The organism is Derxia lacustris (genome assembly GCF_002105195.1).
Classification (GTDB): domain Bacteria; phylum Pseudomonadota; class Gammaproteobacteria; order Burkholderiales; family Burkholderiaceae_E; genus Derxia; species Derxia lacustris.
Window position 1 is genome coordinate 194,736 of sequence record NZ_MUHU01000010.1, and the last position, 14,074, is coordinate 208,809.

At 65.0% G+C, this 14,074-nt stretch carries 14 protein-coding genes; 5 read left to right on the forward strand and 9 right to left on the reverse strand.

Annotated features, from left to right (window positions below; translation table 11 throughout):
* Nucleotides 1–322 precede the first annotated feature (322 nt).
* On the forward strand, nt 323–1,552 hold the full coding sequence (locus B9P64_RS10950) for a polyhydroxyalkanoate depolymerase (protein WP_085316268.1): 1,230 nt from the start codon (nt 323–325) through the stop codon (nt 1,550–1,552).
* Between the two features lie 68 nt (nt 1,553–1,620).
* Here the strand turns inward: B9P64_RS10950 and ntrC are convergent, their stop codons facing one another.
* From ntrC to glnA, 4 genes are all read right to left on the reverse strand, one after another.
* A complete protein-coding gene (ntrC, locus tag B9P64_RS10955; RefSeq protein WP_085316269.1) occupies nt 1,621–3,132 on the reverse strand; it encodes a nitrogen regulation protein NR(I) in 1,512 nt (503 codons plus the stop codon).
* Nucleotides 3,133–3,273: 141 nt separating this feature from the next.
* A complete protein-coding gene (gene glnL / locus B9P64_RS10960) occupies nt 3,274–4,353 on the reverse strand; it encodes a nitrogen regulation protein NR(II) (RefSeq protein WP_085316366.1) in 1,080 nt (359 codons plus the stop codon).
* A 17-nt stretch (nt 4,354–4,370) separates the two neighbouring features.
* Nucleotides 4,371–4,850 (reverse strand): DUF4124 domain-containing protein, encoded by a 480-nt coding sequence (locus tag B9P64_RS10965; protein WP_139826265.1) that lies wholly within the window; start codon nt 4,848–4,850, stop codon nt 4,371–4,373.
* Between the two features lie 156 nt (nt 4,851–5,006).
* Nucleotides 5,007–6,422 (reverse strand): type I glutamate--ammonia ligase, encoded by a 1,416-nt coding sequence (glnA, locus tag B9P64_RS10970; protein ID WP_085316271.1) that lies wholly within the window; start codon nt 6,420–6,422, stop codon nt 5,007–5,009.
* A gap of 353 nt (nt 6,423–6,775) precedes the next feature.
* On the opposite strand from glnA, the gene B9P64_RS10975 reads away from it, so the two are divergent.
* Nucleotides 6,776–7,237 carry a rhodanese-like domain-containing protein gene (locus tag B9P64_RS10975; RefSeq protein WP_085316272.1) on the forward strand — a complete coding sequence of 154 codons (462 nt, stop codon included), beginning with the start codon at nt 6,776–6,778 and terminating at the stop codon, nt 7,235–7,237.
* Between the two features lie 3 nt (nt 7,238–7,240).
* Here B9P64_RS10975 and hemW read toward each other — a convergent pair whose 3' ends face one another.
* From hemW to B9P64_RS11000, 5 genes are all read right to left on the reverse strand, one after another.
* Nucleotides 7,241–8,473: a radical SAM family heme chaperone HemW gene (gene hemW / locus B9P64_RS10980; protein WP_085316273.1), complete on the reverse strand. Its 1,233-nt coding sequence runs from the start codon at nt 8,471–8,473 to the stop codon at nt 7,241–7,243.
* 4 nt (nt 8,474–8,477) lie between these two features.
* Complete coding sequence (rdgB, locus tag B9P64_RS10985; RefSeq protein WP_085316274.1) at nt 8,478–9,089, reverse strand: RdgB/HAM1 family non-canonical purine NTP pyrophosphatase; 612 nt, start codon at nt 9,087–9,089, stop codon at nt 8,478–8,480.
* Nucleotides 9,086–9,823, reverse strand: coding sequence for a ribonuclease PH (gene rph, locus B9P64_RS10990; RefSeq protein WP_085316275.1), 738 nt, complete (start codon nt 9,821–9,823; stop codon nt 9,086–9,088). The genes rdgB and rph overlap by 4 nt, the downstream gene beginning before the upstream one ends.
* Nucleotides 9,824–9,888: 65 nt before the next feature.
* The gene (locus B9P64_RS10995) at nt 9,889–10,821 is read right to left on the reverse strand and encodes a PP2C family protein-serine/threonine phosphatase (RefSeq protein WP_085316276.1); all 933 of its coding nucleotides are present in this window, start codon (nt 10,819–10,821) and stop codon (nt 9,889–9,891) included.
* Nucleotides 10,822–10,875: 54 nt separating this feature from the next.
* Nucleotides 10,876–11,898, reverse strand: a complete 1,023-nt coding sequence (locus tag B9P64_RS11000; RefSeq protein ID WP_085316277.1) for a serine/threonine-protein kinase — start codon at nt 11,896–11,898, stop codon at nt 10,876–10,878.
* A 157-nt stretch (nt 11,899–12,055) separates the two neighbouring features.
* Between B9P64_RS11000 and B9P64_RS11005 the strand changes: the two genes are divergently transcribed.
* The 3 genes from B9P64_RS11005 (at nt 12,056) to rpoZ (ending at nt 13,969) form a co-directional block, all read left to right on the forward strand.
* Nucleotides 12,056–12,991 (forward strand): YicC/YloC family endoribonuclease, encoded by a 936-nt coding sequence (locus B9P64_RS11005; RefSeq protein WP_085316278.1) that lies wholly within the window; start codon nt 12,056–12,058, stop codon nt 12,989–12,991.
* Nucleotides 12,988–13,671, forward strand: a complete 684-nt coding sequence (gmk, locus tag B9P64_RS11010) for a guanylate kinase (protein WP_407919685.1) — start codon at nt 12,988–12,990, stop codon at nt 13,669–13,671. The genes B9P64_RS11005 and gmk overlap by 4 nt, the downstream gene beginning before the upstream one ends.
* 94 nt (nt 13,672–13,765) lie before the next feature.
* Nucleotides 13,766–13,969: a DNA-directed RNA polymerase subunit omega gene (gene rpoZ / locus B9P64_RS11015; protein ID WP_085316279.1), complete on the forward strand. Its 204-nt coding sequence runs from the start codon at nt 13,766–13,768 to the stop codon at nt 13,967–13,969.
* Nucleotides 13,970–14,074: the final 105 nt, after the last annotated feature.

Genomic DNA, 14,074 nt, shown 5'->3' on the forward strand with positions numbered 1-14,074 from the left:
CGCGATCGCGTGCCGCCCAGCCCTCGACGGCGCACCAGTCATCCGACTGGCGCGCCGTCGGTCGTTTTGTGGCTCCCTTTCCGCGGTGCAAGCCGGCAAAAACATCTTTCCGACGCCCGGAATACCCGGGTTCATCCCCAAAACGTTTTGTCGGATATGCGCTGAAATCTTGGTCGTGGACCGTTCGCCACCGTTTTGTTGCTATGCAACAAAACTGGCCGATGGCACACTCGCGCCGGCTTCAGACCAAGGGCCGGCGCAGGCGAGCTGACACGGGCGCAGACGCGTGGCACTCCGGGGACAAGGAATCAGGGAAACAAGCATGCTTTATCAACTACACGAGATGCAGCGGGCCTTGCTCAGGCCCTTATCGCTCTGGGCGGAAGCAACTTCGCAGGTCTATGCGAGCCCGGTCCTGCCGTTTTCGCATACCCCCCTGGCCAAGCGCCTGTCCGCCGGATTGCAATTGCTGCACCGCATCGGAAAAAGCTACGAAAAGCCCGAATGGGGCTTCGAGACGACCGAAGTCGACGGTCAGAGCGTCGAAGTGACGGTCGAGACCGCAGTCGACAAGCCCTTCTGCAAGCTCACCCATTTCAAGCGCGCCATCTCGGACGAACGCAATGCGCAGGACCCGCGCGTGCTGCTGGTCGCGCCGCTGTCCGGCCATTTCGCGACGCTGCTGCGCGATACCGCCCGCATGCTGATCCGCGACCATGACGTGTGGGTGACCGAATGGGTCGACGCCAAATTCATTCCGGTGACCGAAGGCCCGTGGTCGCTCGACGACTATGTCCACTACATCATCGATTTCGTGCGTCACCTCGGCCCGAGCGTGCATCTGATCTCGGTCTGCCAGCCGACGGTGCCGGTGCTGGCGGCGGTATCGCTGATGGCCTCGGCCAACGATCCGCAATCGCCCAAGTCGATGACGATGATGGGCGGCCCGATCGATACGCGCCGGGGCGCCACCGCCGTCAACGATCTGGCCAAGCGCAAGCCGCTCAGCTGGTTCGAGAACCATGTGATCTACCCGGTGCCGGCCCAGCATCCGGGCTATCTGCGCAAGGTCTATCCGGGCTTTTTGCAGCATGCCGGCTTTGTCGCGATGAATCCGGATCGCCACACCCAGGCTCATTACGACTACTACCTCGACCTGGTGAAGGGCGACCTGGACGACGCCGAGTCGCATCGCAAGTTCTACGACGAGTACAACGCGGTGCTCGACATGCCGGCCGAGTACTACCTGCAAACCATTCGCGTGGTGTTCCAGGAACAGTTGCTGCCGCGCGGCCTGTGGTCGGTGCGCGGCGTGCCGGTGCAGCCGGCCGACATCACCCGCACCGCGCTGCTCACGGTCGAAGGCGAGCTCGACGACATCTCCGGCCCGGGCCAGACCCAGGCGGCGCATGAGCTGTGCAGCGGCATTCCCAAGGAACGGCAGGCCGACATGGTCGTGGAAGGCGCCGGGCATTACGGCATCTTCTCGGGCCGGCGCTGGCGCGAAGTGGTCTATCCGCGCATCCGCGAATTCATCCGCACGCACAACTGACCGTCCTTCACCCAGCAAAAGGGCCGCAATGAGCGGCCCTTTTTCTTTGCCCGTCGAAATGGCGCGACTCAGATCTCGGAGTCGCTGGCTTCCAGCCCTAGGTCCTGCACCTTGCGCGTGATGGTGTTGCGCCCGATGCCCAGCTTCTGCGCCGCCTCAATGCGCCGGCCGTGGGTGAAATGCAGCGCCGTGCGGATCACCGCCGCCTCGAACTTGCGCGTGAGCTGCTCCATCACCTCGGGGCTGCGCGCCGCGAGCAGCCGGGCCGCCTCGCGCTCCAGCGACCGGACCCAGTCCTCGACATCGGGCGCAACGGCCGCCGGTGCCGACGCCACGGTCGGCGCGGCAGCCGCGAATCCGTTCGCCTCGATCGGCGCGGGCAGCGATTCGGCGCTGGCCGGCGCGGCGCCGAGAATGTCGCGCACTTCCGGCGGCAGATCCTTCACCTCGATGACCTGACCGGGTGCCATCACCGTCAGCCAATGGCAAAGGTTTTCGAGCTGGCGGACATTGCCGGGCAGCGGCAGCGTCATGAGCGCCTGCAGCGCCTCCATCGACAGCCGTTTCGACTCGACCTGCAACTGGCGCGCGCTCACCTTGAGGAAGTGCTGAGCCAGCAGCGGAATGTCCTCGCGCCGCTCGCGCAGCGACGGCAGCCGCAACCGGATCACGTTCAGGCGGTGGAACAGGTCCTCGCGGAACAGGCCCTGCTTGACCCGCTCCTCCAGATTCTGGTGCGTGGCCGCGATGACGCGCACATTGGCGCGAATCGGGCTGACGCCGCCCACCCGATAGAAGGTGCCATCCGACAGCACGCGCAGCAGCCGGGTCTGCAACTCGGCCGGCATGTCGCCGATTTCATCGAGGAAGAGCGTGCCGTTCTCGGCCTGCTCGAAGCGGCCGCGCCGCAAGGTCTGCGCGCCGGTAAAAGCGCCGCGTTCATGCCCGAACAGCTCGCTTTCGAGCAGATCGCGCGGTATCGCCGCCGTATTGAGCGCAATGAAAGGGGCATCGCGACGGGGACTGTGACGATGCAGCGCGCGCGCCACCAGCTCCTTGCCGGTACCCGACTCGCCGGTGATGAGCACCGTGACATTCGACTGCGACAGCCGGCCGATGGCGCGGAACACGTCCTGCATCGCCGAGGCCTGACCGAGAATCTCGGGCGCCGCCGTCGAAGTCTCGATCGCGACGGCTTCCTCGCGCTGGCTTTCGCTGACCGCGCGACGGATCAGATCGACTGCCTTGGTGATGTCGAAAGGCTTGGGCAGGTATTCGAAGGCGCCGCCCTGAAAAGCCGCCACCGCGCTTTCGAGATCGGAATAGGCGGTCATGATGATGACCGGCACCGAAGGATGATCGCGGCGAACCTGTTGCAGCAATTCGAGTCCGGCGTTCTGGGTGGTGCCGCCCGGCATCCGGATATCGGAAACCATGACCTGCGGCTCTTCCACTTCGAGCGCGTCAAGCGCCTCGCGCATATTCGAAAAGGTACAGACCGGCAATTGCTCGCGCGTCAGCGCCTTTTCGAGTACCCAGCGAATCGATTGATCGTCGTCGATGACCCAGATTGGCTTCATTCGGGGCTACCCCTCCGGTAAGTGCCAGGACGATCGGCGCAATCGACGCCGATCGACGGGCAAAAATGCAGCCAAGGCGGCGGGAAATTGTGGCTCATGCAAATCCTGTCAAAGCGTTCTGGCAATTCCGGCAAGCCGGGCTCAGGAACCGAGCGGCAGGAGAATTCTGAAATCGGTCAGTCCGGGCTCGCTGTCGCACTCGATGACACCGTGATGCTGCTGGACAAAAGTCTGGGCCAACGTCAATCCCAGCCCGCTGCCACCCTCGCGCCCGGAAACCAGCGGATAAAAGATTCGGTCGCGGATATCGCCCGGAATGCCGGGGCCGTTATCGAGAATATGCAAGTCCAGTGCCAACGGCCATCTGCGCTTTCCGAGCGTGACATTGCGAATCACGCGGGAACGCAGGGTAATGACCGCATTGCCGTCAGAGATTTGGCGTGACAGAGCCTGGGCCGCATTGTTGGCGATATTGAGCACCGCCTGAATCAGCTGCTCCTTGTCGCCGCGAATCTCGGGCACGCTGATGTCGTAATCGCGAACGATGCGCAGCCCCTGCGGAAATTCGGCCAGGATGACCGAGCGCACGCGTTCGCAGACTTCGTGGATATTCACCTGCGAAATCAGCTTGGGCCGACGATGCGGCGCAAGCAGGCGATCGACCAGGGTTTGCAGGCGATCCGCCTCCTTGACGATGACCTGCGTGTATTCGCGGAATTCCACCGCCCGGTCCATGACCGACATTTCCTGTTCGAGCAATTGCGCCGCGCCGCGAATGCCGCCGAGCGGATTCTTGATTTCATGCGCCAGATTGCGGATGAGCTCGCGGTTGGCCTGCCCCTGCTCGATGAGGCGTTCGGCCCGGTCGACCTTGAGCTGCTGCTCGATCTCGCGGAACTCGATCAGCGCGCCAAGCGCCGGCTCCTGCAGACCGACGACCGTGCTGTGCACCGTGATCGGATCGCGATTCGGCAGCCCGAAGGTCACATCCTGGCGCTTTTGCTCGAAATGGCCGTCGTAGACCTGCTTGAGCAATTCGGTCAGGCCGCTGCCCGGAAAAATCGTGCCGATCACCTGCCCGACCAACGCCCGCCGCGACACGCTCAACATGCTTTCGAGCGCCGAATTGGCAAATACGATGGTGAATTGCGGATCGGTCACGAGCACGCCACAGCCGAGCAGATCGAGCCCGGCGAATTGAGGAAACTGGCCGCTCGTCATGGGATTCTCGAAGGCGTTCAATTTGGCAGATTGCCAAGCTCGCGCTTGATCGACGTGATATTGCCCTCAGCCTGGGCGATGTCTTCCTTCAGCCGGGCAACCCTGTCGAGATATTTCTGGTAATTGCGTTCATCGCCGCGCCGCTCGGGCTCGCCGGCATTGAATTCCGATTTCAGCTTTTCCAGGTTTTCTTCCTGCATGTGCAATTCGGCTTGCAGGATGCGGCGGCGGTCGTCATCGCGCCCGCGCTGCACCGTCGGATCGATCTTCAAGTCGCCGCGTGAAGCTGGAGCCGAACCGGACGCGGGCTTTTGCGGCGCAGTCGTGCGCGGCACGGTGGTCAGCGCCGGCAGATCGATCGGCTTGCAGCCGCGCGTATCGCCCACGTTCTTGTATTCGATGGTCTTGTCGGGCAATTCGCATTTCACGACCTGCGCGATTGCCGGTGCAGCAAACAACCAGAAAAGCAGTGCAACAACTGATGATCGGTGCGTCATTCGTGGCCCCCGTCGCGACGGTATTTGTCGAAGCCGAGTGTATGGCACGCACAGTTTCGGTGCAAAGATGAAAAGCACCACATTCGTGCAACAAAAACGGCGCTGAATTTTCATTCAGCGCCGTCGATTTCACTGGCGGCCAAAGCCGCCGGCCAATTACAGCGAGTAGTACATGTCGAATTCGATCGGGTGCGTCGTCATGCGGAAACGGGTCACGTCTTCCTGCTTGAGCGCGATGTACGCATCGATCATCGAATCGGTGAACACGCCACCCTTGGTCAGGAATTCGCGGTCCTTGTCCAGATAGTCCAGCGCCTGGTCGAGCGACGAACAAACGGTCGGGATGAGCGCGTCTTCTTCCGGCGGCAGGTCGTACAGATTCTTGTCCGCGGCTTCGCCCGGATGAATCTTGTTCTGCACGCCGTCAAGGCCGGCCATCAGCATGGCGGCGAAGGCGAGGTAGCTGTTGGCGGTCGGGTCCGGGAAGCGGACTTCGATGCGGCGAGCCTTGTCGCTGTTGACGTAGGGGATGCGGATCGAGGCCGAGCGGTTGCGGGCCGAGTAGGCCAGCTTCACCGGGGCTTCGAAGCCCGGGACCAGACGCTTGTACGAGTTGGTGCCCGGGTTGGTGATGGCGTTCAGCGCGCGAGCGTGCTTGATGATGCCGCCGATGTAGTACAGCGCGAATTCCGACAGACCGGCATAGCCGTCCCCGGCGAACAGGTTCTTGCCGTCCTTCCAGACCGACTGGTGAACGTGCATGCCCGAGCCGTTGTCGCCCACGAGCGGCTTCGGCATGAACGTGGCGGTCTTGCCGTAGCTGGCCGCGACGTTGTGGATGACGTACTTCATCTTCTGCGTCCAGTCGGCACGCTCGACCAGCGTGGCGAACTTGGTACCGATTTCGTTCTGGCCGGCACCCGCGACTTCGTGGTGATGCACTTCCACCGGCACGCCGATCTGTTCGAGGATCAGGCACATTTCCGAGCGGATGTCCTGGAACGAATCGACCGGGGGAACCGGGAAGTAGCCGCCCTTGACCGCCGGACGATGGGCCAGATTGCCGCCCTCGTACTTCTTGCCGGTCGACCACGAGGCTTCTTCGGATTCGATCTCGACGAAGCAGCCCGACATGTCGGCGCCCCAGCGCACGCCGTCGAAGATGAAGAATTCGGGTTCCGGACCGAAGAAGGCGGTATCGCCCAGGCCGGTGGACTTGAGGTAGGCCTCGGCGCGCTTGGCGATGGAACGCGGATCGCGGTCGTAGCCCTTGCCATCCGACGGTTCGAGCACGTCGCAGGTCAGGATGAGCGTGGTCTCTTCGCGGAACGGATCGATGAAGGCGGTGTTGGGATCCGGCAGCAGCAGCATGTCCGAGGCTTCGATGCCCTTCCAGCCGGCGATGGACGAACCGTCAAAAGCATGGCCACTCTCGAACTTGTCCTTGTCGAAATGCGACAGGGGAACAGAGACGTGTTGCTCCTTGCCTTTGGTGTCGGTGAAGCGGAAATCAACGAACTTAACTTCGTTGTCTTTCACAAGCTTCATCACGTCATCGGCGGTGATTGCCATGAAGATCTCCTGGATCGAAACGGATTCAAAGGTTTGTCGGTTTTGACGAAACGGAGATCCGCAGACAGCCCGCGGCGACCATCCCCGTTCGTTGCAGGTCGAGAGAAATCGGTACCGATCAAGTCATTGGACTACGCTTGACCGGGAGTTTTCTGACAGCGCCGGCGAATATAGCATTTAGCATGCCGCACCCATTTGCGGGCGATCAGGCATTGCAATAGGGATTCGATGCTCCATTGCGATGCGATGCGCCGGTTTGGGGCTGAATGAGCCAACGGGGCTATCGACTGACTTGCAGCGCGAAGAAGCAATCGCGCATTTACTTGGTGCATACGCACTTTAATGAGGCGCAAATGACCGATCTTGATGCAACCCAGCTTCTGACAAACGCCCGCGCCCGTCCTACCGACGGCAGCTATGCCGGTGCGCTCAGCCCGGAGGAAGCACATGCCGTCGCACTCGCATTGCCCGGCGCGCGACTGATCGATGTGCGTACCCGCGCCGAGCTGGACTGGGTCGGGCGGCCCGCGCTGCCGGCCGATCGCTATGCCGCGATCGAATGGACGATCTGGCCCGGCAGTCGCCCGAACGAGCAGTTCATCGAGCAGCTGAAGGCGGCGGCCGGCGACGGACCGTTGCTGTTCCTGTGCCGCAGCGGCGTGCGCAGCAAGGCGGCGGCCAAGGCCGCGACCGTCGCCGGCTTTGCCGACTGCTTCGACATCCTCGAAGGCTTCGAGGGCGACCGCGATGCCGCCGGGCATCGCAAGACGGTCGGCGGCTGGTGCAAGCGCGGCCTGCCCTGGATCGGCGCCTGAGCCTCAGTCGAGGAACAGCGCCTGAAGGTCGTTGAGGAAGCGGCGGCCGAGGTCGGTCGCGCGCAGGCGGCCGGGCGTGGGATCGAGCAGGCCGCGCGCGCAGGCGGCATCGATGCCGTGCGCAAGCCGCGCCAGCGGCAGGCCGGTGCGCTCGGTGAACAGCGCGGTCGGCACGCCGTCGCGCAGGCGCAGCGCATTCATCATGAATTCGCCCGGCAAGGCGGCGGTCGCCACGTCCCCGGATTCGGCGCAGGCGTCGCCACGCCGGGCGGCTTCCATGAAGGATTGCGGCTGCTTGAGCCTGGCCTGGCGCGTGATGCGCTCCGGGAAGCTGAGCTTGCCGTGGGCGCCGGCGCCGATGCCGAGGTAGTCGCCGAAGGTCCAGTAGTTGAGGTTGTGGCGCGCAGCGCTGCCCGGCTTGGCCCAGGCCGAGATCTCGTAGTTGTCGAAGCCGGCGGCGCTCAGGCGTTCGGCGATGCCGTCCTGCATGTCGGCGGCGAGGTCTTCGTCGGGCAGCGCCGGCGGGTACTTGGCGTAGACCGTGTTGGGCTCGACCGTCAGGTGGTAGAGCGACAGGTGGCGCGTGCCGAAGCCGAGCGCGGTGTCGACATCGCGCAGGCAGTCGTCGAGCGACTGGCCGGGCAGCGCGAACATCAGGTCGAGGTTCACGTTGTCAAAGACGGCGGTCGCGGCCTCGACGGCGCGGCGCGCTTCATCGCCGCTGTGGATGCGGCCGAGCGGCTTGAGATAGCGGTCGTCGAAGCTCTGGATGCCGACCGACAGCCGGTTGACGCCGCTGGCGCGGAAGGCGCGGAACTTGGCGGCCTCGGCGCTGCCGGGATTGGCTTCGAGCGTGATTTCGGCGTCGGCGTCGATCGGCAGGCGGGCGCGCAGATCGCCGAGCAGACGGTCGAGGCCGGCCGGCGTCAGCAGCGAGGGCGTGCCGCCGCCGATGAACACGGTATGCACGCGGCGGCCCCAGACCAGCGGCAGCGATGCCTCCAGATCGGCGCAGAGCGCGTCGAGGTACTCGGCCTCGGGGATCGCGCCATCCGGCGCATGCGAGTTGAAGTCGCAGTACGGGCACTTGCGCTCGCACCACGGGAAATGCACGTAGAGCGACAACGGCGGCAACGCATCGAGGCGCAGTTCGCCGGGGCGCAGAAAGCGCACCGCCGCGTCGGCCGGGCCGCGCTGGAGCGCCTCGGCGGGCGTGATGCTGATGCGCGTCGCCATGACGTCAGCGCGCGCTCAGGCCGGCGACCAGCGCGGCAAGCGCTTGGGCGCGGTGGCTGACGCGGTTCTTCTGCTCGGCCGGCAGCTCGGCGGCGGTGCAGCCGGCGTCGGGCAGAAAGAAGTGCGGGTCGTAGCCAAAACCGCCCGCGCCCGCCGGTGTCGCCACCAGCCGGCCGCGCCACAGGCCCTGGGCAATCAGCGGCAGCGGATCGTCGGCCGAGCGCAGGAACACCAGCACCGCCACGTAGTACGCATCCCAGTCGGCCTCGCTGCGCGCCTGCGCGGCCACGGTGGCGATGAGCTTTTGGTTGTTGCGCGCATCGCTGCGCGGCTCGCCGGCATAACGCGCCGACAGCACACCGGGCGCGCCGCCGAGCAACGGCACGCTGATGCCGGAATCGTCGGCCAGCGCCGGCAGGCCGGTATGCGCGCAGGCGTTGCGCGCCTTGGCCAGCGCGTTTTCGACGAAGGTGCAATGCGGCTCCTCGGCCTCGGGCACGCCGAGTTCGCCCTGGGCCACCGGCTGCCAGCCGAGCGGCGCCAGCAGCGCGCCGAATTCGCGCAGCTTGCCGGCATTGCCCGACGCGACGACGAGGCGGTTGGCGCTGCCGCTCATGCCGCGCCCTGCCCCAGCGCCGCGCGCTGCAATTCGGCCAGCCGCGCGATGCCGCCGCGCCCGAGCGCCAGCATTGCGTCGAGCTCGGCGCCCGAGAATGGCGCGCCCTCGGCCGTGCCCTGGATCTCGACAAAGCCGCCGCTGCCGGTCATGACCAGATTCAGGTCGGTCTCGCAGTTCGAGTCCTCGGCATAGTCCAGATCGAGCAGCGCCTGCCCTTCCCAGATGCCGACCGATACCGCCGCCACCTGCTCGCGCAACGGATCGGCGGCGAGCTTGCCGGTGCGCAGCAGCCCGTCGATCGCATCGCGCAGCGCCACCCAGGCGCCGGTGATGCTGGCGGTGCGGGTGCCGCCGTCGGCCTGGATCACGTCGCAATCGATCTGGATCTGGCGTTCGCCGAGCGCCTTGAGGTCGATGACCGCGCGCAGCGAGCGGCCGATCAGGCGCTGGATTTCCTGGGTGCGGCCCGACTGCTTGCCGCGCGCCGCCTCGCGGTCGCTGCGGGTATGGGTCGAGCGCGGCAGCATGCCGTACTCGGCCGTGACCCAACCCTGGCCCTTGCCCTTGAGGAAGGGCGGCACGCGCTCCTCGACGCTGGCGGTGCAGATGACGCGCGTCGCGCCGAACGACACCAGCACCGAGCCCTCGGCATGGCGGGTGAAACCGCGCTCGATGGTCACGTCGCGCAACTGGTCGGGCGCCCGGCCGGACGGCCGCTGGATCGAAGACATGGAGATTCCAAAAAAAGAAACCGGCACAAAGTGCCGGCGGAAGGTTCGGGATGACTGCCGACCGCTCAGCGCTTGGGCGGCGGACTTTTGTGCGTGGCGGCGATCGCCTTGCGGATGTCGGCGATCGCGCTCTCGATGTCGTCGTCGGTCAGCGCGTGGTCGCCGGTCGGCTTGCCTTGCGGCGGGAACTGGATGGTCGAGGTGAAGGCATCGGCGGTGCGGCCCGGCGTGATCGCGCCGCGATCCTCCTCGGGCGAGCTGTCGGATTCCCAGGTCATGCCGACCGCCGAGACATTGTCGGCACGGGCGCCGGCCTGCATCAGCGCGTAGTTGATGAGCTCGGGCACGACGCGCATCACCGAATTCGACCGGAACGCCGACGCGATGATGGTGTCGGGCACCGCGCCCCAGAGGCCGTCGGAGCACAGCAGCAGATGGTCGCCCGGCACCAGCTTGACCGGATCGGCCAGCTCGACCAGCGGCATGGCCGGCGCGCCGAGGCAGTTGAACAGCCGGTTGCGCTCGGGATAGTCGGCCCGGTCGCGCTGATCGAGCAGACCGTCCTGGATCATGGCTTCGAGCTGGGAGTGATCGCGCGTGACCTGCTGGATCAGCCCGTCGCGGATGTGGTACAGCCGCGAATCGCCGGCATGCGCCCAGTAGGCCACGCCGCGTTGGACGATGCAGGCCACGGCGGTGGTGCGCGGCGATTCGGGCAAGCCGCGGCCGGCGCGGTAGCGGTGGATCTCGATGTGCGCGGTGAGCATCGCGTCTTCGAGAAACTGGCGCGGGTCCTTGAGCATGGGCCGGGCATCGCGCTGAAACAGCGCGCCGATGGTCTGCACGGCAATCTGCGCGGCGATCTCGCCGTTGAGATGGCCGCCCATGCCGTCGCACACCACGAGCAGCAAGGTGTCGCGGGTATAGCAGTAGCCCATCCGGTCCTGATTGACCTTGCGGCCGCCGCGTTTGCTTTCCTGGTAGATCGAGAAACGCACGGGTATTCAGCACCGTAAAGCAGTGACGGGTGGAAGGTTTGGGGCCTCCACCGCTTATTTTCGCCAGTCGGTCGGCAGATCGGGTTCGGTATGGCTTCCGGGCGGGGTCCCGCCTTCGCCACGCCCCGCGCTGCGCGCCACCATGCGCTTGAGCCGGTCGGTGAACGACGCCGGCTCATGCCGGACGACTTCTGCCAAAAGCAGCTTCTGTACCGAGAAAACGCTCTGCGGACGCTCCAGCGGATCGAGCTTGAGGCAGAGATTGATCAGATCGAGCAGCTCGGGCGAATAGTGCGCCCGGTACTGGCGGATCGCCGACGGCATCTTGTCGGCCTGCCGGCGCGCATCGGCCGCTTGCGGCGGCGAGCCCGACAGGCAGGCGAACATCGCCGCGCCCACGCTGTAGATGTCGGACCACGGCCCGAGCGACGGCTCCTTCACATGCAGCTCGGGCGGCGCAAAACCCGGCGTGTACATGGGATAGAGCTTGTCCTCGTCGGGATTGAGCGTCTGCCGCGCCGCGCCGAAATCGAGCAGGATCGGCGTGGCATCGGAGCGCAGATAGATGTTGGCCGGCTTGATGTCGAGATGAAGAATCTTGTTGGCATGCACTTCGCGCAGGCCGTTGAGCACCTGCGAAAAGATGCGCCGGATCGTGCCCTCGCCAATGATGTAGTCGCGCCCCGGCGTGTCACGCCGGCGAATGATCAGCTCCTGCAGCGACCGGCCCGACTCGTAGACCATCACCATGTAGACCGTGCCGTTGGCGCGAAAGAAATTCAGCACCCGCACGACATTGGGATGGGAGATGCGCGCGAGCGCCCGCCCCTCCTCGAAGAAACACTTGAGACCGACCCGGAAGGTGGCCAGGTTCTGCGGAACGATGGACGGCTCGAGTTCGCCTTCACGCCGCACGACGAGAGAACTCGGGAGGTATTCCTTGATGGCGACCGGCGTATTGGTTTCGTCGAGCGCCAGATAGACGATGGAAAATCCGCCAGTGCTGATTTTCTTGACGATCCGATATCCGCCGATGACCAGCCCCGCGGGGAGCGCTGCGTTTTGTTGTGCTGACATTCGGAACGGTTGATCTACCCTGACGGCCTGTATCGGTGCTTTTCGAAGACCCGAATTTGAGCCTAGGCCCTGTGGTTTGTAAATGCGCGCGCGATGAGGGCCGCCAAGCCCGTCCTATTCGACGAGTTGGCGCCGTGCCGCACCAGATGCATCTGAAATGACTTCCGAACATTCGAAGGCCGGCGCGGTTTGCGCCAGCATGACCGGCTATGCCAGCGCCGCACGCGCAGTTGCCGGCGCCAACCTCAGCTGCGAACTGCGCAGCGTGAACAGCCGTTTCCTCGACCTTCAATTCCGCATTCCCGACGAGCTGCGTCAGATCGAGGCAGCCGTGCGCGAGGCGATCGTCGCCGGCTGCGCGCGCGGCAAGATCGAATTCCGCGTGCAGTGGCAACGCGCGGACGATACCGCGTCGTCTGCGGCTGCGCCCGATAAAGCCGCAATAAAGCGTCTTGCCGGCTGGCAAGCGTCAGTTCTGGACGAATTGCCCGAGGCTGGCCGGCTGTCGGTCGCCGACGTGCTGCGCTGGCCCGGCGTGATCGCCGATCGCCCGCTCGACACCGATGCACTGCGCGACGCCGCCGCCGATGCTGCGCGCGAATGCGTCGCCACGCTGCGTCAGGCGCGCGCGCGCGAAGGCGAACGCATCGCCGCCCATCTGCGCGAACGGCTCGACCGCATCGACGCGATCGCCGCCTCGGTCGCCGACCGGCTACCCGAACTGCGCGAGGCCCATCGGCGCAAGGTCGCCAGCCGCGTCGACGAACTGGTCGCTGCCGCGAGCGAGACCGCCGGCGTGTCGCGCGACGAACTTGCCGGCCGCATTGCCAGCGAAGTCACGCTGTTCTCGCTGCGCGCCGACGTCGACGAGGAGCTGGCGCGGCTGCGCATGCACACCGCCGAAGTGCGCCGCATCGTCGATCAGCCGCCGGCCGGCGGCCTGGGCAAGCGGCTCGACTTCCTGATGCAGGAACTCAATCGCGAAGCCAACACGCTCGGCAGCAAGGCGGTCGCGGTCGATCTCGCCAACGCGTCCATCGACCTCAAGCTGCTCATCGAGCAGATGCGCGAACAGATCCAGAACCTCGAATGAAGGTCACGACCATGCCCAACCGACTGTCAGAACCCGCCTTCGCGGGCAGCCTGCTGATGGTGGTGGCGCCGAGCGGCGCCGGAAAATCCACCCTCGTGAATGCGCTGCTCGAACGCATGCCGACGCTGCGGCTGTCGATTTCGCACACCACGCGCGCGCCGCGTTCAAAAGAACGCAATGGCCGCGAATACCACTTTGTTGGCGTGGACGAATTCCGGCAAATGGAGGCCGACGGCGATTTCCTCGAATGGGCCGAAGTGCACGGCAACTATTACGGAACGTCGCGGCGCTGGATCGAGGATCAACTGGTTCGCGATGTGGATGTGCTGCTCGAAATCGACTGGCAGGGCGCGCGCCAGATTCGCTCGCGATTCGCCGACAGCAGTCGCGTTTCCGTCACCGGCATTTTCATTCTGCCGCCGAGTTTCGAAGCGCTGGAACATCGTCTGCGCACTCGCGGCGAGGATAGCGACAGCGTCATTTCGCGCCGGCTATTGGCCGCCGGCAGCGAGATCGCGCATGCCCCGGAATTTGAACATGTTATTATTAATCAAGACTTTGCGACGGCTTTGGATGAATTGACGAGCATTCTCAAAGCCACTCGCACCCGTTTTGCCGCACAACATGCACGCAATCACGAGTTATTCATTCAGCTCGGCATTGGCGGCGAACGCGTCTGATGCTGCGGCGCGGCAAAATGTCGCCTGCCGCATACTGCCGAAGGTGTCGCGGCGCTCGCCGCCGGCACCGCCATCTGAAATCCGGAGATCCCACTTGGCCCGTATCACCGTCGAAGACTGCCTCAAGCAAATCCCCAACCGTTTCCAGCTGGCGCTGGCGGCAACCTATCGCGCGCGCCAGCTCGCCCAGGGCCATACGCCCAAGGTCGACAGCAAGGACAAGCCCACCGTGACCGCGCTGCGCGAAATCGCTGCCGGCAAGGTCGGCATCGAAATGCTCAAGAAGGTTCCTGGCTGACGGAGTGAATTGAATGGATGACGATCGGGCTACTGCTGTGACGGAGCCGGAAGGCTCCGGGCCCGAGCGCCCGTCCAGGGAGCCGGCCGGGGCGGCGCCTGCCGC

Coding starts and splice junctions, on each gene's coding strand:
- glnL (WP_085316366.1), bottom strand. CDS start 4,353: ATGACGAGCGGCCAGTTTCCTCAATTCGCCGGGCTCGATCTGCTCGGC.
- gmk (WP_407919685.1), top strand. CDS start 12,988: ATGAAGGTCACGACCATGCCCAACCGACTGTCAGAACCCGCCTTCGCG.
- ntrC (WP_085316269.1), bottom strand. CDS start 3,132: ATGAAGCCAATCTGGGTCATCGACGACGATCAATCGATTCGCTGGGTA.
- B9P64_RS10950 (WP_085316268.1), top strand. CDS start 323: ATGCTTTATCAACTACACGAGATGCAGCGGGCCTTGCTCAGGCCCTTA.
- glnA (WP_085316271.1), bottom strand. CDS start 6,422: ATGGCAATCACCGCCGATGACGTGATGAAGCTTGTGAAAGACAACGAA.
- rph (WP_085316275.1), bottom strand. CDS start 9,823: ATGTCTTCGATCCAGCGGCCGTCCGGCCGGGCGCCCGACCAGTTGCGC.
- B9P64_RS10965 (WP_139826265.1), bottom strand. CDS start 4,850: ATGACGCACCGATCATCAGTTGTTGCACTGCTTTTCTGGTTGTTTGCT.
- B9P64_RS10975 (WP_085316272.1), top strand. CDS start 6,776: ATGACCGATCTTGATGCAACCCAGCTTCTGACAAACGCCCGCGCCCGT.
- hemW (WP_085316273.1), bottom strand. CDS start 8,473: ATGGCGACGCGCATCAGCATCACGCCCGCCGAGGCGCTCCAGCGCGGC.
- B9P64_RS11005 (WP_085316278.1), top strand. CDS start 12,056: ATGACTTCCGAACATTCGAAGGCCGGCGCGGTTTGCGCCAGCATGACC.
- rdgB (WP_085316274.1), bottom strand. CDS start 9,089: ATGAGCGGCAGCGCCAACCGCCTCGTCGTCGCGTCGGGCAATGCCGGC.
- B9P64_RS11000 (WP_085316277.1), bottom strand. CDS start 11,898: ATGTCAGCACAACAAAACGCAGCGCTCCCCGCGGGGCTGGTCATCGGC.